Origin of the sequence: Stenotrophomonas sp. FR024, assembly GCF_047500745.2 — a bacterium.
Taxonomy (GTDB): domain Bacteria; phylum Pseudomonadota; class Gammaproteobacteria; order Xanthomonadales; family Xanthomonadaceae; genus Stenotrophomonas; species Stenotrophomonas maltophilia_A.
Window position 1 is genome coordinate 80,536 of record NZ_JAXAXM020000011.1, and the last position, 25,259, is coordinate 105,794.

At 67.6% G+C, this 25,259-nt stretch carries 22 protein-coding genes; 10 read left to right on the plus strand and 12 right to left on the minus strand.

What is annotated here, in order from left to right; all coding sequences use genetic code 11:
• Positions 1-133 precede the first annotated feature (133 nt).
• The 9 genes from ACMZ91_RS13405 to ACMZ91_RS13445 all read right to left on the minus strand — a co-directional run bounded on the left by ACMZ91_RS13405 (position 134) and on the right by ACMZ91_RS13445 (position 11,221).
• Positions 134-892 carry a 2,3-dihydro-2,3-dihydroxybenzoate dehydrogenase gene (locus ACMZ91_RS13405; RefSeq protein ID WP_049462777.1) on the minus strand — a complete coding sequence of 253 codons (759 nt, stop codon included), beginning with the start codon at positions 890-892 and terminating at the stop codon, positions 134-136.
• Positions 883-4,773, minus strand: coding sequence for an enterobactin synthase subunit F (locus ACMZ91_RS13410; protein ID WP_100437633.1), 3,891 nt, complete (start codon positions 4,771-4,773; stop codon positions 883-885). The genes ACMZ91_RS13405 and ACMZ91_RS13410 overlap by 10 nt, the downstream gene beginning before the upstream one ends.
• Positions 4,770-5,027: a phosphopantetheine-binding protein gene (locus ACMZ91_RS13415; protein WP_049462779.1), complete on the minus strand. Its 258-nt coding sequence runs from the start codon at positions 5,025-5,027 to the stop codon at positions 4,770-4,772. The genes ACMZ91_RS13410 and ACMZ91_RS13415 overlap by 4 nt, the downstream gene beginning before the upstream one ends.
• Complete coding sequence (locus ACMZ91_RS13420) at positions 5,027-5,659, minus strand: isochorismatase family protein (protein ID WP_049462780.1); 633 nt, start codon at positions 5,657-5,659, stop codon at positions 5,027-5,029. The genes ACMZ91_RS13415 and ACMZ91_RS13420 overlap by 1 nt, the downstream gene beginning before the upstream one ends.
• A complete protein-coding gene (locus ACMZ91_RS13425; RefSeq protein WP_049462781.1) occupies positions 5,659-7,311 on the minus strand; it encodes a (2,3-dihydroxybenzoyl)adenylate synthase in 1,653 nt (550 codons plus the stop codon). Before ACMZ91_RS13425 ends, ACMZ91_RS13420 begins: the two co-directional genes overlap by 1 nt.
• Positions 7,308-8,501 carry an isochorismate synthase gene (locus ACMZ91_RS13430; RefSeq protein ID WP_414577115.1) on the minus strand — a complete coding sequence of 398 codons (1,194 nt, stop codon included), beginning with the start codon at positions 8,499-8,501 and terminating at the stop codon, positions 7,308-7,310. The genes ACMZ91_RS13425 and ACMZ91_RS13430 overlap by 4 nt, the downstream gene beginning before the upstream one ends.
• On the minus strand, positions 8,498-9,694 hold the full coding sequence (locus tag ACMZ91_RS13435; protein ID WP_049401316.1) for an MFS transporter: 1,197 nt from the start codon (positions 9,692-9,694) through the stop codon (positions 8,498-8,500). Before ACMZ91_RS13435 ends, ACMZ91_RS13430 begins: the two co-directional genes overlap by 4 nt.
• A gap of 154 nt (positions 9,695-9,848) precedes the next feature.
• Positions 9,849-10,160, minus strand: a complete 312-nt coding sequence (locus ACMZ91_RS13440) for a DUF3817 domain-containing protein (protein ID WP_277778547.1) — start codon at positions 10,158-10,160, stop codon at positions 9,849-9,851.
• A gap of 125 nt (positions 10,161-10,285) precedes the next feature.
• A complete protein-coding gene (locus ACMZ91_RS13445; protein WP_257471237.1) occupies positions 10,286-11,221 on the minus strand; it encodes a TIGR03571 family LLM class oxidoreductase in 936 nt (311 codons plus the stop codon).
• Positions 11,222-11,287: 66 nt separating this feature from the next.
• Here ACMZ91_RS13445 and ACMZ91_RS13450 point away from each other — a divergent pair, with 66 nt between their 5' ends.
• From ACMZ91_RS13450 to ACMZ91_RS13470, 5 genes are all read left to right on the plus strand, one after another.
• Positions 11,288-11,737 (plus strand): GNAT family N-acetyltransferase, encoded by a 450-nt coding sequence (locus ACMZ91_RS13450; protein WP_414577116.1) that lies wholly within the window; start codon positions 11,288-11,290, stop codon positions 11,735-11,737.
• Between the two features lie 119 nt (positions 11,738-11,856).
• Entirely contained in the window at positions 11,857-13,377 is a 1,521-nt protein-coding gene (locus ACMZ91_RS13455; RefSeq protein ID WP_414577119.1) for a thioredoxin family protein, read from the plus strand.
• Between the two features lie 428 nt (positions 13,378-13,805).
• The gene (locus ACMZ91_RS13460; RefSeq protein WP_049462787.1) at positions 13,806-14,435 is read left to right on the plus strand and encodes a superoxide dismutase; all 630 of its coding nucleotides are present in this window, start codon (positions 13,806-13,808) and stop codon (positions 14,433-14,435) included.
• Positions 14,432-15,007: a flavin reductase family protein gene (locus ACMZ91_RS13465; protein ID WP_100468778.1), complete on the plus strand. Its 576-nt coding sequence runs from the start codon at positions 14,432-14,434 to the stop codon at positions 15,005-15,007. The genes ACMZ91_RS13460 and ACMZ91_RS13465 overlap by 4 nt, the downstream gene beginning before the upstream one ends.
• Positions 15,007-15,342: a tetratricopeptide repeat protein gene (locus ACMZ91_RS13470; RefSeq protein ID WP_032129997.1), complete on the plus strand. Its 336-nt coding sequence runs from the start codon at positions 15,007-15,009 to the stop codon at positions 15,340-15,342. The genes ACMZ91_RS13465 and ACMZ91_RS13470 overlap by 1 nt, the downstream gene beginning before the upstream one ends.
• Positions 15,343-15,347: 5 nt before the next feature.
• Here ACMZ91_RS13470 and ACMZ91_RS13475 read toward each other — a convergent pair whose 3' ends face one another.
• Positions 15,348-16,496: a fatty acid desaturase family protein gene (locus tag ACMZ91_RS13475; protein WP_024957648.1), complete on the minus strand. Its 1,149-nt coding sequence runs from the start codon at positions 16,494-16,496 to the stop codon at positions 15,348-15,350.
• Between the two features lie 11 nt (positions 16,497-16,507).
• Entirely contained in the window at positions 16,508-17,578 is a 1,071-nt protein-coding gene (locus ACMZ91_RS13480; protein WP_049462789.1) for a ferredoxin reductase, read from the minus strand.
• Between the two features lie 92 nt (positions 17,579-17,670).
• Here ACMZ91_RS13480 and fabR point away from each other — a divergent pair, with 92 nt between their 5' ends.
• The 4 genes from fabR (at position 17,671) to ACMZ91_RS13500 (ending at position 24,115) form a co-directional block, all read left to right on the plus strand.
• On the plus strand, positions 17,671-18,327 hold the full coding sequence (gene fabR / locus ACMZ91_RS13485; protein ID WP_005409961.1) for an HTH-type transcriptional repressor FabR: 657 nt from the start codon (positions 17,671-17,673) through the stop codon (positions 18,325-18,327).
• 1,178 nt (positions 18,328-19,505) lie between these two features.
• The gene (locus ACMZ91_RS13490; RefSeq protein ID WP_223224635.1) at positions 19,506-21,146 is read left to right on the plus strand and encodes an autotransporter family protein; all 1,641 of its coding nucleotides are present in this window, start codon (positions 19,506-19,508) and stop codon (positions 21,144-21,146) included.
• 259 nt (positions 21,147-21,405) lie between these two features.
• Positions 21,406-23,565, plus strand: a complete 2,160-nt coding sequence (locus ACMZ91_RS13495) for a TonB-dependent receptor plug domain-containing protein (RefSeq protein ID WP_049462791.1) — start codon at positions 21,406-21,408, stop codon at positions 23,563-23,565.
• Positions 23,555-24,115 carry a thioredoxin-like domain-containing protein gene (locus tag ACMZ91_RS13500; protein WP_049462792.1) on the plus strand — a complete coding sequence of 187 codons (561 nt, stop codon included), beginning with the start codon at positions 23,555-23,557 and terminating at the stop codon, positions 24,113-24,115. The genes ACMZ91_RS13495 and ACMZ91_RS13500 overlap by 11 nt, the downstream gene beginning before the upstream one ends.
• A gap of 68 nt (positions 24,116-24,183) precedes the next feature.
• On the opposite strand, the gene mntR is transcribed toward ACMZ91_RS13500, so the two are convergent.
• Positions 24,184-24,654 (minus strand): manganese-binding transcriptional regulator MntR, encoded by a 471-nt coding sequence (mntR, locus tag ACMZ91_RS13505; RefSeq protein ID WP_049462793.1) that lies wholly within the window; start codon positions 24,652-24,654, stop codon positions 24,184-24,186.
• Between the two features lie 116 nt (positions 24,655-24,770).
• On the opposite strand from mntR, the gene ACMZ91_RS13510 reads away from it, so the two are divergent.
• A partial coding sequence (locus ACMZ91_RS13510) for an Nramp family divalent metal transporter (RefSeq protein WP_495497665.1) occupies positions 24,771-25,259 on the plus strand: 489 nt, incomplete at its 3' end.

Genomic DNA, 25,259 nt, shown 5'->3' on the forward strand with positions numbered 1-25,259 from the left:
CAGCGGCCGGCACTACCGGAGACTATGGGTTGCCGGCCAGCGGCCGGCACTACCGGGGACCATGGGTTGCCGGCCAGCGGCCGGCACTACCGGGGGCCATGGGTTGCCGGCAGGTGGTCGGAATATGCAGGACTCACCCGCGCAGGGTGGCGCCGCCGTCGACGTACAGGTCGCTCATCGCCACGTGCCCGGCCTGCTCGGAGAGCAGGAACATCACCGAGTGCGCGATGTCCTCCGGGGTGGCCAGCTTGCGCAACGGAATGCCGGCCTTGTACGTCTCCAGGTTGCCGGCAATCACCCGCTCGGCACCGTGCTCGTCCTGCCACATGCCGGTCTGCATCGGGGTCAGCGTTGAACCCGGGGCGACGATGTTGCAGCGGATGCCCAGCGGCGCCAGCTCCAGCCCGAGGCAGCGGGTGAACATCGTGGCGGCAGCCTTGGACGCGGCGTAGGCGGCCATGCCGTGCCGCGGCACGCCGGCGGCATTCGAACTGACGGTGACGATCGCGCCCTGGCCTCGCGGTGACATCACCCGCGCCAGCGCACGGCCAACATGGAACACACCATCGGCATTGACTGCGAACACCCGGCGCCAATCGGCATCGGTAGTCCCGGTCACCTCGCCCACGTGCAGGACCCCGGCCACGCTTGCGGCGAGACCGATCGGCCCAATGCTGGCTTCCACACGATCCACCAGTGCGTCCACCGCTACGCTGTCGGTCACATCGAGCGCAAATGCCTGTACACGTGCATCCATTACCACGGGCGCCTCGCGGTCGGTTGCCACCACCGTGCAGCCGGCCTCGGCCAACAGCCGTACCAGGGCCTCGCCGATGCCGCCGGCGGCGCCGGTCACCAGTGCCACGCGACCTTCAAAGCCGGTCAACTGCATGTTGCGATCTCCTGTTGCTCATCCCAGTGGCGCAGGCGCGCCGACAACCACGGTGCCAGCTGCGCCACCGCATCGCGGCCGGTCAGCTCGGCGTGCAGGAACGGCAGCTCCAGCGCCTGCACCTTGCGCGCGTGCGTGCGCCACAACGCCGACTGCAGCTGCGGCCGCGTCTGATGATCCCGACCAGCGCGCACGTGCACCAGCGTGCCGTCGAACGGTTGGTGGATGTGTTCGCGGATCAAGCGATTGGTGCCGGTCACCGCACGCACCACGCCATCGAGCACTACATCCGGCAGGCTACCGAGCGCACTACCGCCACGGCGCAGGAAACCAAGAATGCGTTCACGGCTGTCCAGCTCCGGATGCGCCTCCGGGTCATGGCCGGCAATCGCCAGCAGCGCACGCAATGCGGCGATGGCATCGGGTTCCGGCTCAGCCCGCCAGCATTCGCTGGGGTAGGCGTCGAGCAGCACCAGTTCACCGACTTCACGCCCGATTTCATGAAGACGCACCGCCATCGCCTGGGCGAGGATGCCGCCCACCGACCAGCCCAGCAGATGCACCGGTCCCTTCGGTTGCAGCGTGACCACCCGCTGCACATAGTCATTGGCCATGGCTTCGATGCTGGACGGCAACGGCTGCTTCGGATCCAGCGCGGGCGACTGCAGGCCATATACCGGGCGTGCCGGCTGCAGGGCGCGCGCCAGCGTCCGGTAGTTCCAGGCGATGCCACCGGCCGGGTGCAGCACGAACAACGGAATGGGCCCATCAGCGTCAGTCGCAGCCAGCGAGATCACCGGCCCCAATGCGTGGTCGGCCAGCGCCGGCGGTTCGGCAATGCGCGTCGCCAATGCGGCCACGGTCGGCTGCGCGAACAGGGCACCGAGGCCGAGGTCACAGCGCCAGCGTTTTTCGATGGCCAGCAGCAGGTGCACCGCCGAGAGCGAGTCGCCGCCGAGGCTGAAGAAGTCCGCATCCACCGCCACCGGTGTCTCGCGGCCCAGCGCCTGTGCGAACAGCGCGGCCAGTTCCTGTTCCAGCGGCGTGCGCGGCAACAGTCCACCCGCTTCCTGCTGCGGTGGTTTCGGCAGCGCGTTGCGGTCCAGCTTGCCGTTGGCGGTCACCGGCCAGTACTCCACGCCGACAAAGGCCGACGGCACCATGTAGTCCGGCACCCGCGTGGCCAGATGGCTGCGCAGCGTCGCCGCATCGGCAAGTGCCGAAGGCACGTAGGCCACCAGCCTGGCGTCACCGGGAGCGTCCTGGCGCAGCAGCACCTCCACCCGATCCATGCCCGGCAGCTCGCGCAATGCCGCTTCAATTTCACCGAGCTCGATGCGCAGGCCGCGCAGCTTTACCTGATGGTCGCTGCGGCCCAGGTATTCGACTGCGCCGTCGCTGCGCCAGCGCGCCACGTCGCCGGTGCGGTAGATGCGCTCCCCTGGCAGGAAGGGATCGGCCAGGAAGCGCTCGGCGGTCAAATCATCGCGGCCGAGGTAGCCACGCGCCAGCTGCACGCCACCCAGATACAGGTCGCCCGGCACACCCACCGGCAGCGGCTGCATCCGCGCGTCCAACACGTACAGGCGGGTATTCCAGACCGGGAACCCGATCGGTACCGGCCGTGAGCGGTCATCGGCCGAAGCCGGCCAGTAGCTGACGTCCACTGCCGCTTCGGTCGGGCCATACAGGTTGTGCAGTTCGGCCTGCACGCGCCCATGGAAACGATCGCGCAGCGATGCGTCCAGCGCCTCGCCACTGGTGAATACCCGGCGCAGCTGCAGCCCTGCCGAGGCCGGTGCGGCGAGGAAGGCATCGAGCATCGACGGCACGAAATGTGCGGTGGTGATGTCGTGGGCACGCACAAGCCGTGCCAGCTCGGTCGGATCGCGATGCGCGTCCGGGCCCGCCACCACCAGCGTCGCGCCGCACAGCAGCGGCAGGAAGAATTCCCAGACCGAAACATCGAACGTGGCCGGGGTCTTCTGCAGAACACGGTCATCGGAACGGATGCCGTAGTGCTCGCGCATCCACAGCAGGCGGTTGACGATGGCGCGGTGCTCGATGACGACGCCCTTCGGCTCGCCGGTCGAACCGGAGGTATAGATCACATAGGCTGCATCGCTGGGCGCCGGATCGGCCCACGGTGCTGCGAAACTCAGCGCGGTCCATTGGTCGGGGGCAAGCACCGGCACGCCGTCCATGCGCGCCGATACCTCTGCCGCAGCCAGTACGCACGCCGGCTGCGCCGAGGCGAGAATACGCGCGAGGCGCTCATCGGGATGCGCAAGGTCCAGCGGCAGGTAGGCGGCACCCGCACGCAGCACCGCCACCAGCGCGATTACCAGTTCCAGCGAGCGCGGCAACGCCACCGCCACCACACTGCCCGGACCGACCGCCATCGCCCGCAGTTGTGCCGCCAGCGCGAAACTCCGCGCTTCCAGCGTTGCGTAGTCCAGCGTAGTGTCGCCGAACACCAGCGCAGGCGCGTGCGGATCACGGTCCATGCCCTGCTGCAGCAGTTCAACCAACGTAGTCTGTGGCAGCGCATGCGCGGTGGCATTGAAACCATGCACCACCTGCTGCGCTTCCGCGACGGTGGCCAGCGGCACCGCCGCGATGTCTCCGGCCTCCAGCGCCGCCGACACGAAATGCAGCAACCGGGTCGCGTGCGCCTCCACATCGTCCCGACTGTACAACGCGGGATTGGCTTCGATCTCAAGGTCCAGCAGGTGCTGGCCATCGCCACGGAAGCCCAGCGTCAGATCATCCACCGGACCGGTGCACAGCACCTCCAGCGTCGCCCGCACGCCGCTCAGTGCCAGTGGCTTGTAGAACGGCTGCACATTCACCAGCGGACCGTGCAGGCGCTGCTGCGCGCCGACCAGGCCCAGGTCCCGGCGCAACTGCTCACCGCGGTAGCGGCCGTGCTTGCGGCCCTGGCTGAGCTGCCGGCCCAGGCCGCGGGTAAAGGCCTCGACGCTGCCCTCGCCGGCCGCCACGCGCAGCGGCAGCACGTTCATCACCATCGCCGGCACCCGCGCCGACGCGTTGCCAAGCCGCCCCATGTAAGGCACGCCCAGCACCACTTCATCGGCAGCGCTCATCCGTCGCAGATACTCGGCGGCGAGCGCGGCCAGTACATCCGGCCACGGCTGCAACCAGCGCACCGATGCCTGCAGCAGCTGCTCCCGGAACCCCGCATCCAGCGGCTGCACCCAGCGCAGCGCATCGTCGCTGGCCGCCACGGTACCCGCCAGGCCTACGCCTGCCGGTGCGCCCTGCATGTACTCGCGCCACCAGTGGCCGGCCTGCGTACGGCGCGGATCGGCACGGTAGGCGGCATCATCAGCCAGCACGCCCGCCAGCCCCGGCAGTGACTCACCGATACGACCGGCATACAACGCGCACACGCGATCAGTGAACAGCGCCATGCCGTAGCCATCGGCTGCAAGGTGATGCACACGCAGATACCAGACCCAGCGCTGCCCTCCCAGATCGAACAACACCTGCTGGCTTATGCGGTCGCGGGTCGGATCGACCGCACTGAGCCGGTCGGCCTGCATCAGGGCACGCGCTGCCGATGCCGGATCGGCCTCGACGGATAGATCGCGCACCGACAGCAGCGGCACATGTGCCGGGTCATGCCACTGCAGCGGCTGGCCGTCGGCCCCCTCGGCAAAGCGCAGCGCGAAGGCCTCGGCTTCAACCGCCGCCCGGTTGGCAGCCGCCATGAACGCGGCCACGTCCAGCGGACCGTCGATCCACACCGCATGTGCGGTATTGAATGACGGATTGTCCGGTGCCAGCCGCTGCGCGAACCACAGTCCGGCCTGGGCCTCGGTCAGTGCCACCGGCGTGGCCAGCACAGCGACGTTCATGCGTTCTGCGCGGCCTGCAGCTTCTGCACCACACCCCACCACTGGCGCAGCGTGGTGTGTTCGGCCAACTGCGAGAACTCCAGCGGCAACCCGGTGTTGCCCCAGGCCAGGACCAGGCCGAGCATGCGCATCGAGTCCAGGTCCAGGTCGATCAGATTGTCGTCGTCACCGATCTCGGCCGGCGTGCACTCCAGCACGCGCGCAACGTCGGCACGCATCCGCTCCAGATCCAGCGCATCACCCGTGGCAGCCATCACAGCACCTCCAGCAACTGATCGGTGGTCATCGGCACGCCACAGGTGCGTGCGATCCAGTGCAGCGCCTGATCGTGATCGGCACGCGAGAAGTCCGCCACCGCATCGGCTGCGATGAAGGCCTCGATATCACGCTGGAACGCCTCCACCACGGTCGCGGTGCAGCCGATATGCGCGTACACGCCGGTGACCAGCAGCTGGTCGCGGCCGCGCACCCGCATCAGCGTCTCCAGGTTACTGCGCTGGAACGCGCTGTAGCGGTGCTTCACCAGCACATGCTCACCCGGCTGCGGTGCCAGCGCCTCGATGATCGGCTCATGATCGGCACTGCGGCGCATGCCCGGGCCCCACAGGTCGGCCTGCAGGCCACGGTCACGGCGATCCTGGTCGCCATGCTGGGCGGTGTAGAAGACCGGAATGCCATGTGCGCGGCAATGCGCCAGCAGGCGCGCGATGTTGTCCACCGCCGGCCGCAGCGGCGCGTTTCCGGCATCGAACGCGGCCAGGAAGTAGCGCTGCATGTCGTGTACCAGCAGCGCGACACGATCGCGTTGCGGGCGCCAGGGCCCGCGCGCCTGCGGCAGTTCGGCAGCGGTCGGCAAGGAATAGTTGGTGATGCGGGGCAGCGCCATCAGCGCGTTCCTCCTGTCTGTTGCAGATGACGCGCGCGCAGCTGCGCGCGCAGTTCGCGGCGGCTGATCTTGCCGACCGCGGTGGTATCGAAACTGTCGACGAACACGACCTGATCCGGCACCTTGAAGGCGGCCAGGCCGCGCGTACGCATCCAGGCTTTCAGTGCCGGCGCCTTGATCGGCTCCCCCTGCTGGATCACGAACGCGCAGCTGCGCTCACCGAGATACTCGTCGGGAATGGAGACCACGGCGGCGTCGAACACGCCGGGGTGGGCCAGCAGGTGATCTTCAATCTCCTCGGCGGAGATCTTCTCGCCCGCGCGGTTGATGTGGTCACCGGCGCGGCCCTGCACCACCAGATAGCCGCCGGGCAACTGCTGCACGCGGTCGCCGGTGCGGTAGAACCCATCGTCGGTGAACGAGCGCGCGTTGGCCACCGCATCGTTGTGGTAACCACGGATGGTGTACGGGCCGCGGGTCAGCAGATGGCCCACTTCGCCCTCAGCCACCGGCTGGTCGTGGTCATCGACCACGCGCACTTCGTCGTCCGGGCTGATCGGCCGGCCCTGGCAGGCCACGATCAGTTCCTCCGGATCATCCAGCCGGGTGTAGTTGACCAGGCCTTCGGCCATGCCGAACACCTGCTGCAGGGTGCAGCCCAGGCCGTCGATCACTCGCCGTGCGGCTTCCGGTACCAGCTTGGCGCCGCCCACCTGCAGTACCTGCAGGCTGGACAGGTCGTGCTTGCTCGTAGCCGCCGCCTGCGCCCACAGCAGCGCCAGCGGCGGCACCAGTCCGCAGCAGGTCACCTGTTCGCGGGCGATCAGCGGGAAGGCCGCATCCGGGCCGGGACCGGGGCTGAGCACCACGCGGGCGCCGGCATACAGCGCACCGAAGAAGCCGGGCGAACTCATCGGGAAGTTGTGCGCGGCCGGCAGCGCGACCAGGTAGACGCTGTCGCGGTCGATGCCGCAGAGGTCATTGCTGGCGCGGAACGAATAGATGTAGTCGTCGTGGGTACGCGGAATCAGCTTGGACAACCCGGTACTGCCACCGGAGATCTGCAGGAACGCCACCGACTGCGGGTCCGGGTCGGCCGGCAGCTCGCTGCGATCGCCCTGCAGCGCCTGCAGCGCGGTGAACTCCGCCGCATCGCCATCGATGACCACGTGGCGCAGCGCCGGCACCTCGGCCTGCAGCGCCCGCGCCAGCCCGCGATGATCAAAGCCATCGTGCAGGTCGGCAGTGATGTAGGCACTGGCCTCGGCCTTGTTGGCGAAGTGCACCAGTTCGGTGATGCGATGCGCCGGCAACGCGTATACCGGCACCAGACCCGCACGGAACAGACCACAGACCGTGGTGATGAAGCCTGCGGTGTTGCCCAGCTGCACCAGCACCCGCTCACCGGGCTGCAGGCCGAGTGCCAGCAGGCCGGCACCGATGCGACCGGCTTCGTGCCAAAGCTGCGCGTAGCTCAGGCGGACGTCACCGGCGACCACCGCGATGTCATCCGCATAGCGTTCCGCGCGCTCGCGCAGGAACGCCGGGAAGGTCTCGCCGCGCCAGTGACCGGCCTCGCGATAGCGCGCCGCCAGCGTATCGGGCCATACCTGCTTCAGTGGCAGGCGGGAGGAATCAATGGAGGTAGTCATGCGGCAGGCTCGATGGCGGGCGCGGATTCATGGACACCCAGCGCGTTCAACAGGGCAGCGAACTTCGCCGCGGTTTCGGCCACCTCGGCCTCGGGTTCCGATTCGGCGACGATGCCGGCACCGGCATACAGGCGCAGCTGCGTGCCCTGCAGGCGTGCGCAGCGGATCGCCACGTACCAGTCGCCGTCACCCTGCGCATCCAGCCAGCCCACGGCGCCGGCGTAGAAGCCGCGCGGCACCGGTTCCAGTTCGCGGATGCGCTGCAGTGCCGCCAGCCGCGGCGTACCGCAGACCGCCGGCGTGGGGTGCAGCTGTGCCAGCAGTTCGGCGGCAGACGTCTGCGGATCCTTCAGGGTGGCATGGATGCGGGTGCCCAGGTGCCACATGCTGGCGGTGGCATGCAGCACCGGCCGAGGCTGTGCATCGATGTGGCTGCAGTACGGTGCCAGGCCCTCGACGATGGCGTCCACCACATGGCGATGCTCGTCATGGTCCTTGGTCGAGGCCAGCAGCGCCTGCGCGGCACGCTCGTCCTCGGCAGCATCGGCGCTGCGGCGTGCTGAACCGGCGAGTGGATGCGACAGCAGTTCGGCACCGCGCTTGCGCAGCAGCAGTTCCGGGGTTGCCCCCACCAGCCACGCCGGCGCCTGGCCCAGCTCCACCGGCAACGGCACCGCGTAGGTCGCCACGGACGGATCCGCGCCCAGGCGTGCCAGCAGCACGTCCGGCGACAGCGCCTGGCGGGTGCGTGCCAACAGGCTGCGCGCCAGCACCACCTTGTGCAGGTTCTGCTCGGGCGCACGCAGGACCTGCACCGCCGCGGCAACCGCTGACGCATAGTCCTGTGGCACAGGCTCGGCCCGCAGGGCGCCGTCCAGCGGCGGTGCGGACTGCGGTTGCAATGCCAGCGCAGGCAGCAGGCGCTCGGGCTGGTACAACGCATCGTCCGCACGCGGTTCGAACGGCACCGCGCCAACCAACAGGCCCGGACCACCGCGCTGCTGGGCAAAGAACTCCGAAACGCGCTCTGCCAGCGTCGCCAGTGCACCGACCGGCAGCGCGGCGCGGCACCCGCGTGCGTGCACGTGCTGGCCCGCATGCTGCAGCAGGAACAGCGACGCGTCGTCGGTGTTCTCCTGCGGCGCTGGCGCAGCCTCCGGCCACGCGCCCTGCATCAGGGAATCGTTCATGGGGTCTCCTTCATCCGATGCGCTGCGGCCAGCGCGCACAGCAACAGCAGCAGCGCGCCGACCAGCAGGTAAGGCAGGCTTGGCCCGCCGCGATACAACAGCGTGCCGAGCATCGGCCCGGCCACCATGCCCAGCCCCTGCGCGGCCGCCACCGTGCCGGCCGCGGCGCCCTGCTCGTGCGCCTCCACCGCATCGGCGGCCAGCGCCTGGAACGAAGGGAATACGAAGCCCATGCCGAACGCGGCCAGCGCGTACGCCGCCGGCAACTGCCAGGCCTGCTGCACGCCCGCCACCGAAGCGAAGCCGATGCCGGAAATGAGCGCGCCGAGGACGATCCAGCGGCGTGGATGTACCTCCAGCTTCATCACCAGCGCCTGCGCCAGGATCAGGCCGACGCCAACCGCTGTGAGTGCAATGCCGGCCATGCGCGCGCCCGCCGCTGCATCCAGGCCGAGGCGGTCGATTGCGAAGAAGCCGACCGTCACCTGCGCGATGGTCACCGAGACCATGGCGATGAACGCCGCCAGCTGTGGCAGGCGCAGGCGTGGATCGAGACGGCTCATCGGCTGGCGGCGTTGCGCAGCAGCGCTCTCCACCGGCGGTGTGGCCGGCAACCGCCACGCCAGCAATGCCAGCGCAAGCAGCGGCAACAATGCGGCCACATACAGCGCCAGCGACAGATTCGTATAGGCCAGCCAGCCAGCGGCGGCCGGGCCAAGCACCATGCCCAGTGCGTTGGCGCTGCCCAGCCGGGCGAGGAATTTCGCACGCTGCCCGGTCGGTGCCTTGTCGGCGATCAGCGCGGCAGCGGTAGGAGGGACCGCGGCGTAGAACAGGCCGATCAGGCCACGCGCGCCGACCAGCACCAGCACCGATACCAACACAGGCGGCACCGCCTGCAGGGCCACGTCGATGAACACCGCCAGCGCGATGTAGACCACGGTGTAGGCACTCATCGCCAGCATCAGCACGCGCTTGCGGCCGATGCGGTCGCTGAGCTGGCCCCACGGGCGCGCGGCCAGCATCCACAACACACCGGCGGCGGTGACCGAGAGGCCGGCATGCCACTCGGACAAGCCGAGCATGCGGACCACCGGGCCGATCACGGCGACGAAGGACATCATCGCCATGGTGCCGATCAGGGCAGCCAACACCAGCGCCGGCAAGCCGGGAACGACGGGACGTGCGTGCATGAAACACCAGCCGTAACAGGAAAGGATGGCCGGGCGCGTCTGTACGCCCCCGCCCGGCATCAGTCCTGCTCAGGGCCCGATGCCATCCTTAAATGATAACGGCTCGTATTTGCATTTGATACCCATTCTCTTGAATGGGCATGCAACAGTGGGTTCAGCGCATTGCACGCAGGCCCAGCAGACCACGGCGCTTGAACCACCACTCCAGCGGCAGCGTCACCAGCGGCGGGATCGCCGCCAGCAGGGCCAAGGCACTGGCCCACCACGGCCAACGCAGGCGCACTGCCGCGAACAGCGTCACCGCCACATAGACCAGGAACGCCACGCCGTGCAGGGGTCCGAACAACTTCACCAGCGCCACGTTCGCCATCGGGCCGTATTTCATCCACATGCCGATGAGCAGGCCGGCCCAGGTCATGGCCTCGATGAAAGCGACCACCGCGAACAGGCGTCCAGTCGGGTGCATGGGGGAACGTTGGGTCACGCGGAGCTCCAGCATCGGGGTATCAAATGCGAATGATACGCAGATGCGAACCCCATGTAGAGTCGAGCCGTGCTCGACTGCTGGAACGTGTCCACCAGGGTGGGCACCTACCGGAGCACATCCGGCATAACCTGCTCGCCGATCTCGCGCAGCACCGCGTCCATCGGTCGTCCGTTGTCGACCAGATTGAACATCACATGCGCCACGCCCTGCGCATGCACGCGCCGCAGATAGTCGCGCAGGCCATCGCGGCCGACCTTCAGGCCCAGCGGCAATGGCTCTGCTGGCGCCTGCGGATCCGCCTGCAGATCCAGCAGCATCGACTGCACGAACGGCTTGCCCGGCCCGCCGCGCTGCACCAGCGCCTGCTGCCACAGGCCGATGCGTCCTTCCTGCGCAACCTCCTCGCGGTGATAGGTGGCCCAGCCTTCGCTTTCACGCGCGATCCATTGCAGGCTCTGCCGCGCAGTACCCACCACCAGCATCGGAATGCGCGTTGCCGGCGCCGGCAGCACGTCGAAGCCGCCGGTCGCCTGCAGGACCTCAGCACGCTCGTCGGTGTCGGGGGACAACGCGGCACGCAGCAGCGACCAACGCTCACGGAACGTCGCCGCCCTGCCCTCCAGATCCTCGCCGAACGCAGCAAATTCTTCCGGGCGGTCACCCGAACCCAGGCCCAGCACGAAGCGCCCGTCACTGATCCGGTCCAGGCTCAGCGCCGACTTCGCCACCTGCAACGGCTGCCGCAGCGGCAGCACAATGGCTGCGCTGCCGACCACGATGCGCTCGGTCGCTGCAGCCAGCATGCCCAGCCACAGGAACGGGTCATCCAGCGCACTCGCTGTTGCATCCGGGCCCTGCGGCACCATCAATGGCACGTCGCGCGTCCATAGCGCGGCGAAGCCAAGATCATCGGCCAGCCGTGCGATGCGCCGCGCCTCGTCCGGGTCGGCCAGTCCATGCGCCGCAACCGGCGTCATCAGGCCCAGGCTCAGTCCTTGTTGAGGAAACAACGAAGCATGGGCGGGATTGAATTCACTCATGACGCCAGCTTAGCCTGCAGGTCTGCGGCAACGATGATGCGCCGCCCACCACAGGAAGAACACTGCATGCCAAGGATCCGCCCTGCCCACGTCGATGACCTGCCTGCGATCAGCGCGGTGTGCCTGGCCGCGTTCAACCAGGCAGTGGCGCCGTCTCTCAGCGCGGCCGGCATAGCCGCCTTCGGCAGTGTCGCAGCAGCCGATGCGTTTGGTGCGCGCCTGCAGGGTGACAACCACATCCTGGTGGCCGAACAGGATGCGCGCGTGGTCGGCGTGGTCGAACTGAAGGAGGGCCGGCACCTGGCAATGCTGTTCGTCGATCCCGCCTGCCAGGGCCAGGGCATCGGCCATGCCTTGTTCGAAGCCGTGCTGACGCAGGTACGCGAGCCGGTACTGACAGTGCGCGCCTCGCTCAACGCAGTACCTACCTACCTGCGCTATGGCTTTGTGCTGGATGGCGAGGTCGGCGAGATCAACGGGCTGGTGTACCAGCAGATGGTGCGGGCAGCGGCCTGAAGGCATCCGTCCGGCAATGCCCGACGGGCGTCATGCCCTGCGGCACGCCTGTCATAAGCAAACTGAATCAGCAGGCTCCCCGGCGGTTCCTACAATGGCCTGTCACCCCGCCCTTCGAGATGCTGCCGATGCGCGTTGCGCTTTTCGTGTTGCTGCTGGCTTCGGCGCTGAGCGCCTGCACCCCGGCCCCGGTATCCACCGCCAACTCCGCAGAGGCACCCGCGCCGGCATCCGCCATCGCTTGGCGCCAGGGCGATGTGGACGATGCCTTCGCCGAAGCCGCCGACAGCGGCAAGCCGGTGCTGCTGTACTGGGGTGCGGTCTGGTGCCCGCCGTGCAACCAGCTCAAGGCGGGCCTGTTCAAGGACCCGGCCTTCATCGCGCTGACCAGCAAATTCGTTCCCGTCTACCTGGATGGCGACGAGGAAGGTGCGCAGGCCTGGGGCGAACGCTTCGGCGTGCGCGGCTATCCCACGCTGATCGTGCTGGACCCACAGCGCAACGAAATCACCCGCGTGGCTGGCGGCAATGACGCCGTCGAACTGACCCGCGCACTGACCGTGGCCGCAGGCCGCCGCAGTGCTGTTGCCGCCACCTTGGCCGCCGCCTTGGCAACGCCGGATCGACTGGCCGCCGAAGATTGGCAGGTGCTGGGCGACTATGGCTGGGAAGTGGACGCCAACCGCCTGGCCGGCGAGCGCAAGAGCCGGGATGTACTGCGCCAGTTGTCCAAGGCCGCCCCGGACGCTGCCCTGCAGCGACGCTTCGCGCTGCTGGCGTTGGCAACGGCCGAAAAGCCCGATGCCTCGCCCACCGAAGTGCGCGAGCTGCTGCAGGCCGTACTGGCACAACCTGCCGAAGTCCGTCGCAACCGCGAGCTGCTGGGCTATGCAGGCGTGCAGCTGGTCAAGCAGGCCAGTGCCGGGCCGGCCACCAGCAACACGCTGGGACAGCAGCTGTTGGTCGCACTGGAGCGCGCAGACGCCGAGCGCGGCGACCGCGCCGACGACGCGTTGTCGCGTGCGCTGACCGAAGTGTCGTTGGCCCGCCAGCAGCAGCCGAAGGGCGCACTGCCCGCGGCCCTGGTTGATCGGGTCAAGCAGCGCGTGGCCGCTGCCGATGCCACCGCCACCGATGCGCATGCACGCCAGGCCACGATCAGCAGCGCGGTGTACGCATTGCGCCAGGTAGGTGACGACGCGGGTGCCGAGGCGCTGTTGCTGGCCGAGCTGAAGCGCAGCGAGCAGCCGTACTACTACATGCCCGAACTGGCCGAACTGGCCGAGCAGCGCGGCGATACCGCCGGCGCGCTGGAGTGGCTGAAGCGCGCCTACGATGGTGCGCAGGGCCCGGCCACCCGCGTGCAGTGGGGCGTGCTGTACGTGGAAGGCCTGCTGAAGCTGGCGCCGGACGATGCACCACGCATCGAGCAGGCCACCGCCTCGCTGATCGCCGAACTGGAAGCGCAGCCGTCGGGCTACCACCAGCGCACCCGCCAGCGCTTCGAGCGACTTGCCGGGCAGTTGAAGGCGTGGAGCGGCAAGCACCAGGGTGCGGAGACGCTGGCACGGCTGCAGCAGCGGATGCAGCAGGCGTGCGGTGACCAGGTGGATGGCGCGTGCAAGGACTGGTTGAGCTGAGTTGATGAAAGCGCTGGCGGCGGGTTCGCCTGCCGGCGCTTTTGTTGATCCGTGTGGGACGGGGCGGGGGCCGCTGGCCAGGACACGCAAAAGCCCCTCCATGGTGCTCGATGGCGCCATCCTTGGCGCCAACGGTCCTGTCCAGCGGCCCCCGCCCCCTCCTGACAGTTTCCTGCGAGCGCGGGCAGCGCATCAGCGCGCCGGTGAGGGTTCGGAAAGCGGGTTCTGGTAGTGCCGGCCGCTGGCCGGCATTCAGCGAAGGTCGGGCCGCTGGCCGGCAACCCGACCTTCGCTGAATGCCGGCCAGCGGCCGGCACTACCATGCCTCCGTCTTGACCTCTTGATCTATTGACCTCAACCAATGTTGAGGTGCGATAACAGTCTCCCCACGGCCAGCCCCTCTGGCCTTCCCCACGGAGATTGCTTCGATGTCGTACTCGCTTCCCCCGCTCCCCTACGCCTACGACGCCCTCGAGCCGCACTTCGATGCGCGCACGATGGAGATCCACCATAGCAAGCACCATCAGACCTACGTCAACAACCTCAATGCCGCCATCGAGCAGGCCGGCATCGCCGAGCAGCCGGTCGAGGCGCTGATCGCCAACCTCGATGCAGTGCCCGAGGCGCAGCGTGGCGCAGTCCGCAACAACGGCGGTGGCCACGCCAACCACAGCCTGTTCTGGACCGTGCTCAGCGCCAACGGCGGCACGCCCGATGATGAGCTGGCCGCCGCCATCGACCGCGATCTGGGTGGCTTCGATGCCTTCAAGGAGGCCTTCACCAAGGCCGCGCAGACCCGCTTCGGCAGTGGCTGGGCCTGGCTGACCAGCGATCGCGACGGCCGCCTGAAGGTTGAAAGCAGCGCCAACCAGGACAGCCCGCTGATGGGTGCAACGGTCGGCCTGTCCGGCAATACCCCGATCCTCGCACTGGACGTCTGGGAACACGCCTACTACCTGCACTACCAGAACCGCCGCCCGGACTACATCGGTGCGTTCTTCAACATCATCAACTGGGCCGAGGTCGGCCGGCGCTACCGCCAGGCCCGGGCCTCATGAGCGGCGAGACACTGCCGTACGCCGGGCCGTGGGCGGGGGTCTTCCCCGCCCCGGCCCCGGTGCCGTCGGTCGAGATGCCGCCGCGTGCCCTGCGGCGGCTGCTCGGCCACTTTCCTACCGGCGTGGCCATCGTCTGCGCGCGCGATGCGCAGGGCAAGCCCATCGGCCTGACCATCAATTCGTTCGTGCCGGTGTCATTGCAGCCGCCACTGGTGCTGTGGAACCTGGCGTTGCACGCGCAGAGTCTTTCCACCTTCCAGCGCGCCACCCGCTTTGCGATCAGCGTGCTGGCGGCCGACCAGGAAGCACTGGCCCGGCGCTTTGCCGATCCGCAGGTACGCAACCGCTTCGACGGCCTGGTATTGCTGGATGACGACGAGGACGCCCCGCCACGCATCGCCGGTGCGGTAGCGCATCTCACCTGCACCCGCCATGCGCAGTGGCCGGTGGGCGATCACCTGCTGCTGGCCGGCCGCATCATCGAAGTGCACGAGAACGGCGGCGCGCCACTGCTGTTCCATCGCGGCCGCTTCCAGCCGGGACCGGCCGAGCTGCTGGTGGAGGTGCGCTGATGAACATCGAGGCTCTGGAATGCATGCTCGCCAGCGGCAAGGACGGCGCGCTGCTGCGCTTCGGCCTGGGCAAGGGCTGGCTGGATGCCGGCAACCCGGTGCGCGCAGCGACCCATCTGGGCCGTTGCGTGGTCCTTGATCCGCAGTATTCGGCGGCGTGGAAGCTGCTGGGCAAGGCCTGGCTGGCCAGTGGCCAGCCGCAGGCGGCGCGCGAAGCGTGGCAACGCGGGCTGAGCGTGGCCGGCAGCAAGGGCGACCAGCAGGCACGCAAGGAAATGCAGGTGTTCCTGCGACGCCTGGACCGCGAGCAGGCGGATCTGGCGAAAGCGGGCTGAGTCGATCAGCCCGCGTTGGCCGATGCCGGTGCGGACATGATGTCCGACATCGGCAGGCGGCGCGGCTTGCTCGGGAACGCGTGGCGCAGGATGCGCCAGACCACCTGGCCGAACTGGCGCGGCAGCGAGCCGTTGTTGTAGTGCTGGCCGTAGCGGCGGCAGATGTCCTTCACTTCCTTGGCGATGGCCGCATAGCGGTTGGCCGGCAGGTCCGGATAGAAGTGGTGCTCGATCTGGTGGCTGAGGTTGCCCGACAGCACGTTGATCAGGAAACCGCCACTGATGTTCGACGAACCGCGCAGCTGGCGCAGGTACCAGTGACCGCGCGACTCATTGCGCAGGCACTCCTTCGGGAAAGTTTCCGATTCAGCGGTGAAGTGGCCGCAGAAGATGATCACATAGGTCCAGATGTTGCGCAGGCCGTTGGCCACCAGATTGCCCAGCATCACCGTGAGGAAGAACGGGCCGGCCAGCAGCGGGAAGAACACGTAGTCCTTCAGCACCTGACGGGCCATTTTTCGCGCCACCGGGCGGGTCTGCATCCACATCGCACGGCCGCTGATGCGGCCCTTCAGCCAACGGCCCAGGCGCAGGTCCTGCGCGGCCACGCCCCACTGGAACAGCAGCGCGAAGATCGGCGCGATGATCGGCTGCAGCAGGTAGAACGGCTTCCAGCGCTGTTCCGGGAAGATGCGCAGCAGGCCGTAGCCGATGTCATCGTCCATGCCACGCACGTTGGTGTAGGTGTGGTGGCGGAAATTGTGGGTCTTGCGCCAGTTGTCGGCGGTGGCAACGATGTCCCACTCGTAGGTGTTGCCGTTGAGCTTGGGGTCGCCGGTCCAGTCGAACTGGCCGTGCATGACGTTGTGGCCCAGTTCCATGTTCTCCAGGATCTTCGACAGCGCCAGCAGCAGCGTGCCGGTGATCGCGGCCGGCCACAGCAGCGGCATCCAGAACAGTGGCGAGAACGCCGCCAGGAACAGCAGGCCACGGCCACCCACGCCGAACCAGCGCACGGCGGCGGCCACGCGGCGGATGTAGCGGGTATCGGAGGCGCCGAGGCTGCCGATCACACGGTCGCGGATCGCGTCGAGTTCCTCACCGAAGGCATGCATCTCGGCAGTACTCAGGGCACGGTCGGTAGCGCGGGTCATGGCAGGCGTCCTCAGAGATCCAGGGTCAGGTCGGTGGTCGGTGCGCTCACGCAGATCCGCACCGGCTGCGCCGATTCGGACTGCAGGTCGCCGGTGCGCAGGTGGCGGGTGGCGCCACTGACGCGGTCACAGCTGCAGCTGTTGCAGATACCCATGCGGCAGCCGTGTTTGGGCTTGATGCCGTGGGCTTCGAGGCTTTCCAGCAGCGAGCGGCCACGCGGCACGCTCAGCTGGCGGCCACTGCGGGCCAGCGTCAGCGAGACTTCGCCTTCACTGTCGGCATCGCGCAGCGGCGCTGGCGGGGTGAAGGCTTCGGCCTGGAAGCCGGCCACCTGGTGCGCCAGGCGCTCGCGCGCGGCGGCAACGAAGCCATCCGGGCCGCAGGCCAGCACATGGCGCTGCGCCAACGGCGTGTCATCGCCGGCCACCTGCAGATCGTGGGTATCGATACGCGCGGCCGGTGCTTCGCCTTCTCGGGTGGTCAGCAGGTGCACGCGCAGGTTCGGGTTCGCTGCGGCCAGCGCCTGCAGTTCATCACGGAACTGCAGGTGGGCGGCGGTGCGTTCCCAGTAGAACAGGTCCACCGGCGCCGCGAGCGGGCGCTGGCAGGCCTCGCGCAGGAGGCTGCGCATCGGCGTGATGCCACTGCCGGCCGCCAGCAGCAGCACCGGCGCCGCGGCCGGCATATGGAATTCGCCGAAGGCGGCATCGAGACGGAACAGTTCGCCCGGCTGCGCATGGTTGACCAGATGCTGGCTGACCCGGCCGCCGTCGATCGCCTTGACGGTAATCGCCAGCTCGCGCCGACCCAGTGCGGTCGGGCTGTAGCTGCGCTGCCACAGGCGTCCTTCAATCTCGACGCCGAGGGTGACGTGCTGGCCGGCACGCATGCCGGCCCAGTGCCGGTTGGTGCGCAGGACCAGGGTCGCCGCGCCCTCGCCGGCCGGCTCGCGCCGGACCAGGCGGGCCACCGGCTCGCGCAGGGTCCACAGGGGATTGAGCTGGCCCGCCCAGAAATCGAACAGCGACGGCGAGACCCAGCGGTACGGAGAGAACAGGGACGGACGGACGACAGCGCTCATGGGCGCACTATACGGGCGCACATACACCTGTGTATACATGTGTATATTGAACCGGATTGGGTATGATTCAGCCTCGCCCCACCGGAACCCCCATGGCCGCCGCCACCGCCTTGTCGACGCCCGAAGATGCCAACAGCCCGGCCCGCCGTACGGTGAGCCGCGAGGATCTGCTGGCTGCTGCCCTGAAACTGATCGGGCCGCACCGCAGCCTGTCCACGCTCAGCCTGCGCGAAGTGGCACGTGAGGCCGGCATCGCGCCGAACAGCTTCTATCGGCAGTTCCGCGACATGGACGAACTGGCCGTGGCGCTGATCGATGCGGCCGGCCGCTCGCTGCGCACCATCATCGGCGAGGCCCGCCAGCGCGCCACCTCCACCGCCACCAGCGTGGTGCGGGTCTCGGTGGAGACCTTCATGGAGCAGCTGCGCGCCGACGACAAGCTGCTGCACGTGCTGCTGCGCGAGGGCGCGGTCGGCTCGGACGACTTCAAGCATGCGGTCGAACGCGAGCTGCACTATTTCGAGGAAGAGCTGCAGCACGACCTGGTGCGCCTGGCCGCACTGGATGGCGCCGTACTGCATGCCCCGGAACTGGTGGCCAAGGCCATCACCCGGCTGGTGTTCGCGATGGGTGCCACCGCCATGGACCTGCCACCGGAGAAGGATCCGGAGCTGGTTGAACAGATCTCCACGATGATCCGCATGATCATCGTCGGCGCCCGTACCCCCGCCGCGTTCCGCCGCGGCTGATCGAGGCCCCTGGGTCGGATCCCTTTCCAGAGGAAAGGGCTCTGAGCCGTCCCCGACTCCATGCCCCCCGCCACGCAGCGCCACGGCGCCGATGAACTGTGGCCGCTGTCACGGATTTAGATTGCAGATGCGCAGCTTGAGCATCCTGCACGCGCCATTCACTGCGCTCTCACGCACGCTGAATTATTCAGACCACGCGCTCCATTCAGTTTGGTGAGTTATTGAACGGGGTTTGAATCCGGCAAGTGCCGCTGCAGTCGTTTCAGATTAATTGCATGGCCCAGGCAAGACCCGATCCGCACAGTGCCGCCTCCGGTCCTGCGGATGCAGGTCCCCCCAATAGGCTTCAAGGAGAAACACCCATGCGCATGATGCAGTTCACGCCGAAGTTCCGCGTTATCTCAATATCACTCGCCAATCCAATGGACGTCTCCACGCGGCGGCGCGTTTCCTACCCGGCCGTGCTGGCAAGCGCACTAATGGCATGCCTGGGCCTGTCCATGGCAGATGAATCAAGCGCCCAGATCGTCGTGCGCAACGGTCAGACCTTCACTCTGCGCGCAGGCAGCCCCTTCGAGGGACAAAGTGCACAGGTCATCGAACAGTCCACGCTCAACGTCATTGGTGCGAGGATTCATGGCGTCTCATCGACACTCAGCCAAGTGAACCTGGATCAAGCAACCGTCACCGGACAAACCCAGTTCATCAACTCTTTCGTCAACATCTCCGACTCCTCCATCATCGGTGGAAGCTGGAACTACGGTCTTGGGACTGGATCCAACCTCAGGGCGCCGCCTGGAACCCCCCTGACGGTGGTGACTATCAACAACAGCCGCGTGGCGGGCAATCTGGCCGCCGCAAACGTCAGCGGAGGTGCATCCATACTGGCAAATAGCACTATATTCTCCGGCACGCGATATGGAGTGCAGGCACTGGCTGGCGTGCTGGAGCTCCGCAACGGATCGACAGCCGTTGGTGGGCAGGACGGGATTTTTGCTTCTCTATCAACCGCCGGCCAGCCTGCCATCGCAGACCCTGACGACTGGTACGCGCTGGTCGACGGCTCGCGCGTGGAAGGTCTGCAGGGCAGCGCTATTCGTGCCGCAGGCAGGGGCAGCAGTACGGCACTCGCACGCATCATCGTACAGAACGGTTCCACCCTCATCGGCGGAAACGGCGTGATCGTGGAAGCCGCTGACAACGCCCTGCTCGATTTCACCGCCCGCACCTCCAAGCTCAATGGCGACATCACCATCGCCGATACCGCCACCGCAAAGATCAGCCTGCTCGACGGCCTCGACCTCACCGGTCGCATCCTCGGCCCGGCCGACGTCATCGTCGACCAGGGCGGTCGCTGGACGCTGTCCGGCGACAGCAACACCGGCAACCTCACCCTGGGTGCAGGCAGCAATATCTTCCTCGGTGCCGCGGGTACGGCGGCCTATCCGCAGCTGACCGTCAACGGCAACTACACCGGCAATGGCGGCACCCTGCACTTCAACACGGTGCTGGCCGGCGACGACGCAGCAAGCTCGCGCGTGCATGTCACCGGCAATACCAGCGGCACCACCCAGGTCACCGTCAACAACATTGCCGGCGCTGGTGCACAGACCGTCAACGGTATTCCGCTGGTGCAGGTGGACGGTGCCAGCAATGGTCACCTCGCGCTGCAGGGCCGCGCCATCGGCGGCATGTACGAGTATTTCCTGCGCAAGGGCACTCCGGGCGCGACCAACGGCAACTGGTACCTGACCTCGGCCTATACCGGTAATCCGTGCGATATCAATCCGTCACTGCCGGAGTGCCAGGGCACTGGTCCGGTGGATCCGGTCGATCCTGTGGACCCGGTCGATCCCATCGATCCCATTGATCCGGTCAATCCCGTCGATCCAGTGCCGGTGCTGCGTCCGGAACCGGGCGCCTACCTGGCCAACCAGGCCGCGGCCGTGCAGATGTTCCAGCTGCGCCGCCACGACCGCGGCGAGTCCGGCTTCGACCGCGCCCGCATCGGCACCTGGGTGCGCGCCGGGCGTGACCAGCTGCAGGCGAACGTGGCCGGCCAGGTTGACGCCCGTACCCACATCAACACCCTGCAGCTGGGCAGCGATGTCTGGCGCTGGGGCGATGGCCGTGGCCAGGTCGGCGTGATGCTGGGCACCGGCGAGGCGACCACGCAGGCGGTGTCGACGCTGAGCGGCTATGGCACCCGCGGCAAGGTCAAGGGCAAGTCGGCCGGTGTCTACCTGGGCTGGGTGCAGGATGCGCAGAGCAGTGCCGGCCTGTATGTGGACGGCTGGCTGCAGGCGGCGCGCTTCGACAACGAGGTGCAGGGCGAAGGCATCGCCCGCGAGACCTACGATTCCAGGACCCGCAGCGCATCGCTGGAAGCCGGATATGCCTGGGCCATCCGCAGCAGTGAGGCCAGCACGCTGTACCTGCAGCCGCAGGCGCAGCTGACCTGGACCGACTACGACGGTGACAGCCTGGTCGAAAACAATGGCACCACGGTCGAGGATGGCCGCGGCGGCGGCCTCAACAGCCGCCTCGGCGTACGCCTGTTTGGCCAGGGCACGCTGCAGGGCAACCGCGTGCAGCCGTTCCTGGCGGCGAACTGGCTGCGTGGCCAGCGCGATGAGGCCATGCGTTTCAACAGTGAGTCGTTGAGCGCGAAGACGCCGGAGAACCGCTACGAAGTGCAGGCCGGTGCCCAGCTGCAGCTGGGCCAGCGCTGGAGCGCATGGGGTGACCTGCGTGTGCAGCGTGGCGACAGCGGCTATCGCAACCACGGTGCCCAGGTGGGCCTGCGCGCCGCCTGGTAATCCCCTCGCCGCCCCGGGGCCAGACCGGGGCGGCGTTCCTCGATTTCGATCGCACCCTGCCGGGCATGACATCCGGCAGGGTTCTGGCGTTGATTTGTAATGTTATAACACTGTCGTCCGCGATGTTCTGATCCTGCTTCCGGCTTCGTGATTGCACGGACTTATTTATATAGCAATTGCTATATCTATGACCCTCTGCTTTCATATGCGTCAGCCAGGTCGCCCTCGCCGCCTTTCCTCTCCCAAGGACGACGCCTTCATGCCCGTTTCCAGACCCCTTTCCCGCCGGCTGCCTCTGGCTGCCGCCATCGCCCTGACCCTGCCGTTGCCCGTGCTGGCAGCCACACCAAAGCCGACCGAGCTGGACCGTGTGCAGGTCAAGGTCAGCACTGCCACCCGCAGCGAACGCCTGCTGTCCGATGTCCCGATCCGCACCGAAGTGCTGCGCAAGGAAGACATCGCGCTGCGCGCGGCCACCGACTTCTCGCGTGCCGCCGAACTGATCAATGGCCTGCGCGTGGAAAGCAACTGCCAGAACTGCAACACCAGCGAGGTACAGCTGCTGGGCCTGCCCGGCGCCTACAACCAGCTGTTGTTCGATGGCATCCCGTTGCTGTCCACGCTGGGCAGCGTGTACGGCCTGGAACAGATTCCGGCCGGGTTCGTCGACCGCATCGAAGTGGTCAAAGGCGGTGGTTCGGCGCTGTATGGACCGGGCGCGGTGGCCGGTGTGATCAACCTGATCCCGCCGCTGCCGGCGCGCAGCGGTGGCCATGTGCAGGCCGGCGTGGATGTGCTGAAAGGCACGCCGCAGAAGAATGCCGATGTGCGCCTCGACCTGGTGGCCAAGGATGCCGACGCCGGGCTGTCGGTGATTGCCCAGCGCAACTGGAACAGCGGCATCGACTACAACGGTGACGGCTACACCGAGATCACCCGCAAGAACCTCAAGGTCGGCGGACTGCAGGCCTGGTATGCGCCCACACCGGGCACACGGCTGCGCCTGGACCTGCAGGTGACCGATGAAACCCGCCGCGGCGGCAACCGCCTGGACCAGCCAGAATACCTGGCCAACATCGCCGAATCGCTGGATACGAAGTACCGGCGCGGCAGCGTGTCGTGGAATCAGGAGATCAATGCCGACGTTGATTTCCGCCTGGCCTATGCCTTCGCCGACATCGACCGTGACAGCTTCTATGGCGGCCTGGGCGATGTGGTCACCGATCCGTCTGCGCCTGGCTATGACCCGTCGCAGCTGGACCCGAACGTGGCCGGCAGCGCGGCCTCGCGGTCGTGGCGCCAGTACGGCCGCACCCACAACCCGCTGCACTACATCGACAGCCAGTTGAACTGGCGGTTGGGGGCGCACGCGCTGGCCTTCGGCGTGCAGTACAAGCACGAGGCGCTGCGCGACGACAACCGCACCGGTGACGGCCAGCGGTTGGCAGTGCTGGAGGACGCTACCTTCCACAACCTGGGCGCCTTCATCCAGGACGAGTGGAGCCTGCGCGACAACGTCGACCTGGTGCTGGGTGCGCGCGTGGACAAGAGCTCGGAGCTGGACAGCGCGGTGTTCTCGCCGCGCATCGCGCTGGCCTGGCAGGCCACGCCCAACCTGAAGTGGCGCGCCGGCATTGCCACCGGCTTCCGTGCCCCAGAGATCTTCGTTGAGGATGTGCATGTCGATACGCTGGGTGGCGAACAGGTGCGCGTGCGCAACACCGACGGCCTGAAGGAAGAGCGCGCGTTGACCACCCTGTTCGGCTTCGACTGGCGCTCGGACCCGGCCAATCCGGTGTGGAGCTGGGATGCCGCCGCCTCGTATGCGCGCATCCGCGACACCTTCGCACTGGGCGAGATCCAGCGCGGCGATGACGGACAGCTCAGTCAGCTGCGCTACAACGCGTCCGGTTCCAACGTGCTGGGCGCGGAAACCAACCTCGGCTGGCAGCCGTCGCCACAGTGGCGCCTGACCGCGGGTGCCTCGTGGTACCGCTCGCGTTTCCGCGAACCGCAGCGCATCTTCGACGACACCGGCGACGGCGGCGACACCGTGATCGAAAGCCGGGACTACCTGAAGACCCCACGCTGGACCGGCCTGGCCCAGCTCAGCTGGATGCCGGCCGAGCCGTGGGAGACCTTCGTCGCGCTGCGCCACACCGGGCCGATGTCGGTGCTGAACAACCGGCTGGGCGAACTGCACCGCACGCGTTCATTCCTGGTGACCGATCTGGGTGCGCGCTGGCACCGCCACCTGGGCGCGCAGGCGCAGCAGGAAGTGTCGGTGGCCGCAGGCGTCAAGAACGTGTTCGACCAGCGCCAGAAGGATCTGGAAGTGGGCGCGCTGCGAGACAGCGACTATGTCTATGGGCCGCGCTTCGCGCGCTCGTGGTACGTCAACCTGCGCTATGCGTTCTAAGCCGCTACGAGCGTTGTTGCTGGCCTGTGCCGTGCTGCTGGCCGCACCAGCGATGGCTGCGGACCTCCACGCGCAGGTCTCGGCCTCGCTGATGCGGCCGGATCAGCGCTCGCTGCGGCCGATGCAGTGGTCATCGCCACCGAAGCTGGTGGCGTTGTACTTCGGCGCCGACTGGTGCGCGCCCTGCCATGCCTTCGTACCCACACTGCGCAGCGTGCGTGACGCATTGCGCGAGGCCGGCGCCGATACCGAAGTGGTGTACGTCAGCCTGGATGAGAGCGAGGCCGCGCTGCGCCGCTACATGCATGCGCAGGAGATGCCGTGGCCGGTGCTGGACCCGCGCCGCGCCGCGCGCATGCCGGCACTGCAGGCATTGGCTGGGCTGGCACCGCCGAATCTGGTGCTGATCGATGCCGACGGCAAGGTGCTGGCCAATGGTTGGCAAGGCCGGCGTTACGAAGGCCTGCAGCCCGTGTTGAAGGAATGGACGAAGCAGGCGTGTGCGCAGCAGCAGGCCCGTTGCCCCAACGCCGGCATCCAATCGCGGTAGCGCCGGGCCCTGCCCGGCGAAATGCGTGACGCAACATTACGGCCGCCGGGCATGGCCCGGCGCTACCGTTACGGCGCCGCGCCCCTGGCCTTGCGCACAAACGCTTCGAACAACGCCAGCGTCTGCTCGCTTACATGGTGCTCTATACCTTCGGCATCGCGCCGTGCGGTATCCGCGTCCACGCCCAGCGCCAGCAGGAAACGCTCCACGGTCTGATGACGCTGGCGGCTGGCATGCGCCAGCGCCTCGCCTTCCGGGGTCAGGAACACGCCGCGGTACGGCCGCTGCACCACCCAGCCATCACGGGCCAGCCGCCGCAGCATCTTCGCCACGGTGGGCTGGGCTACGCCCAGGCGGGTGGCGATGTCGACCTGGCGGGCCTCGCCGCCGTCGGCCAGCAGGTCCGAGATCAGCTCGACATAGTCCTCCACCAGCTCCATACGGTGCGCCTCGCGCACTTGCCGGAAGCTCTCGACCTGGCGCTCGGCCTCGATCAAGGGGGTGCTTTTCAGCGATGTCGAATCGTCGGTCTTGCCCACGCCTGCGCCTGTCCTTCCGGTTGTTCCGGTGTTGAACCTGAATTCTGGACCAGTAACGCGATAAAGACGATTGTTTCACATTGCTAATGACTATAGCAGGAGCTATATTCGGAGCCATGAACACCCTGGCATCCCGCGACCCCTCGGCCTCCACTCCGGCCAGCCTGGGCGCGCTCAACGCCTCGGTGGCGGTGCCCGACAAGGGCCACTGGTGGTTCCGCCTGCTGGCCTTCCTCGGCCCGGGCTACATGATCTCTGTCGGCTACATGGACCCGGGCAACTGGGCCACCGACCTCGCCGGCGGTTCGCGCTTCGGTTACCTGCTGCTGTCGGTCATTCTCATCTCCAACCTGATGGCAGTGATCCTGCAGGCGCTATCGGCGCGGCTCGGCATCGCCACCGGCATGGACCTGGCACAGGCCTGCCGCGCGCGTTACCCGAAGCCGGTGAACCTGGCGTTGTGGGGGCTGTGCGAGGCGGCGATCATCGCCTGCGACCTGGCCGAGGTGATCGGCACCGCGATCGCACTGAAGCTGCTGTTCGACCTGCCGTTGCTGTGGGGCGCGGTGATCACCTCGGCCAGGTCGCAGGCGATGATCGCCGCC

What these genes read in the sequence shown, in the direction of transcription:
- ACMZ91_RS13425 (WP_049462781.1), bottom strand. Translation starts at nt 7,311, where the DNA reads ATGACTACCTCCATTGATTCCTCCCGCCTGCCACTGAAGCAGGTATGG.
- ACMZ91_RS13415 (WP_049462779.1), bottom strand. Translation starts at nt 5,027, where the DNA reads ATGGCTGCCACGGGTGATGCGCTGGATCTGGAGCGGATGCGTGCCGAC.
- fabR (WP_005409961.1), top strand. Translation starts at nt 17,671, where the DNA reads ATGGCCGCCGCCACCGCCTTGTCGACGCCCGAAGATGCCAACAGCCCG.
- ACMZ91_RS13495 (WP_049462791.1), top strand. Translation starts at nt 21,406, where the DNA reads ATGCCCGTTTCCAGACCCCTTTCCCGCCGGCTGCCTCTGGCTGCCGCC.
- ACMZ91_RS13430 (WP_414577115.1), bottom strand. Translation starts at nt 8,501, where the DNA reads ATGAACGATTCCCTGATGCAGGGCGCGTGGCCGGAGGCTGCGCCAGCG.
- ACMZ91_RS13465 (WP_100468778.1), top strand. Translation starts at nt 14,432, where the DNA reads ATGAGCGGCGAGACACTGCCGTACGCCGGGCCGTGGGCGGGGGTCTTC.
- ACMZ91_RS13420 (WP_049462780.1), bottom strand. Translation starts at nt 5,659, where the DNA reads ATGGCGCTGCCCCGCATCACCAACTATTCCTTGCCGACCGCTGCCGAA.
- ACMZ91_RS13445 (WP_257471237.1), bottom strand. Translation starts at nt 11,221, where the DNA reads ATGAGTGAATTCAATCCCGCCCATGCTTCGTTGTTTCCTCAACAAGGA.
- ACMZ91_RS13455 (WP_414577119.1), top strand. Translation starts at nt 11,857, where the DNA reads ATGCTGCCGATGCGCGTTGCGCTTTTCGTGTTGCTGCTGGCTTCGGCG.
- ACMZ91_RS13475 (WP_024957648.1), bottom strand. Translation starts at nt 16,496, where the DNA reads ATGACCCGCGCTACCGACCGTGCCCTGAGTACTGCCGAGATGCATGCC.
- ACMZ91_RS13480 (WP_049462789.1), bottom strand. Translation starts at nt 17,578, where the DNA reads ATGAGCGCTGTCGTCCGTCCGTCCCTGTTCTCTCCGTACCGCTGGGTC.
- ACMZ91_RS13500 (WP_049462792.1), top strand. Translation starts at nt 23,555, where the DNA reads ATGCGTTCTAAGCCGCTACGAGCGTTGTTGCTGGCCTGTGCCGTGCTG.
- ACMZ91_RS13460 (WP_049462787.1), top strand. Translation starts at nt 13,806, where the DNA reads ATGTCGTACTCGCTTCCCCCGCTCCCCTACGCCTACGACGCCCTCGAG.
- ACMZ91_RS13450 (WP_414577116.1), top strand. Translation starts at nt 11,288, where the DNA reads ATGCCAAGGATCCGCCCTGCCCACGTCGATGACCTGCCTGCGATCAGC.
- ACMZ91_RS13440 (WP_277778547.1), bottom strand. Translation starts at nt 10,160, where the DNA reads ATGCACCCGACTGGACGCCTGTTCGCGGTGGTCGCTTTCATCGAGGCC.
- ACMZ91_RS13435 (WP_049401316.1), bottom strand. Translation starts at nt 9,694, where the DNA reads ATGCACGCACGTCCCGTCGTTCCCGGCTTGCCGGCGCTGGTGTTGGCT.
- ACMZ91_RS13470 (WP_032129997.1), top strand. Translation starts at nt 15,007, where the DNA reads ATGAACATCGAGGCTCTGGAATGCATGCTCGCCAGCGGCAAGGACGGC.
- ACMZ91_RS13410 (WP_100437633.1), bottom strand. Translation starts at nt 4,773, where the DNA reads ATGAACGTCGCTGTGCTGGCCACGCCGGTGGCACTGACCGAGGCCCAG.
- ACMZ91_RS13405 (WP_049462777.1), bottom strand. Translation starts at nt 892, where the DNA reads ATGCAGTTGACCGGCTTTGAAGGTCGCGTGGCACTGGTGACCGGCGCC.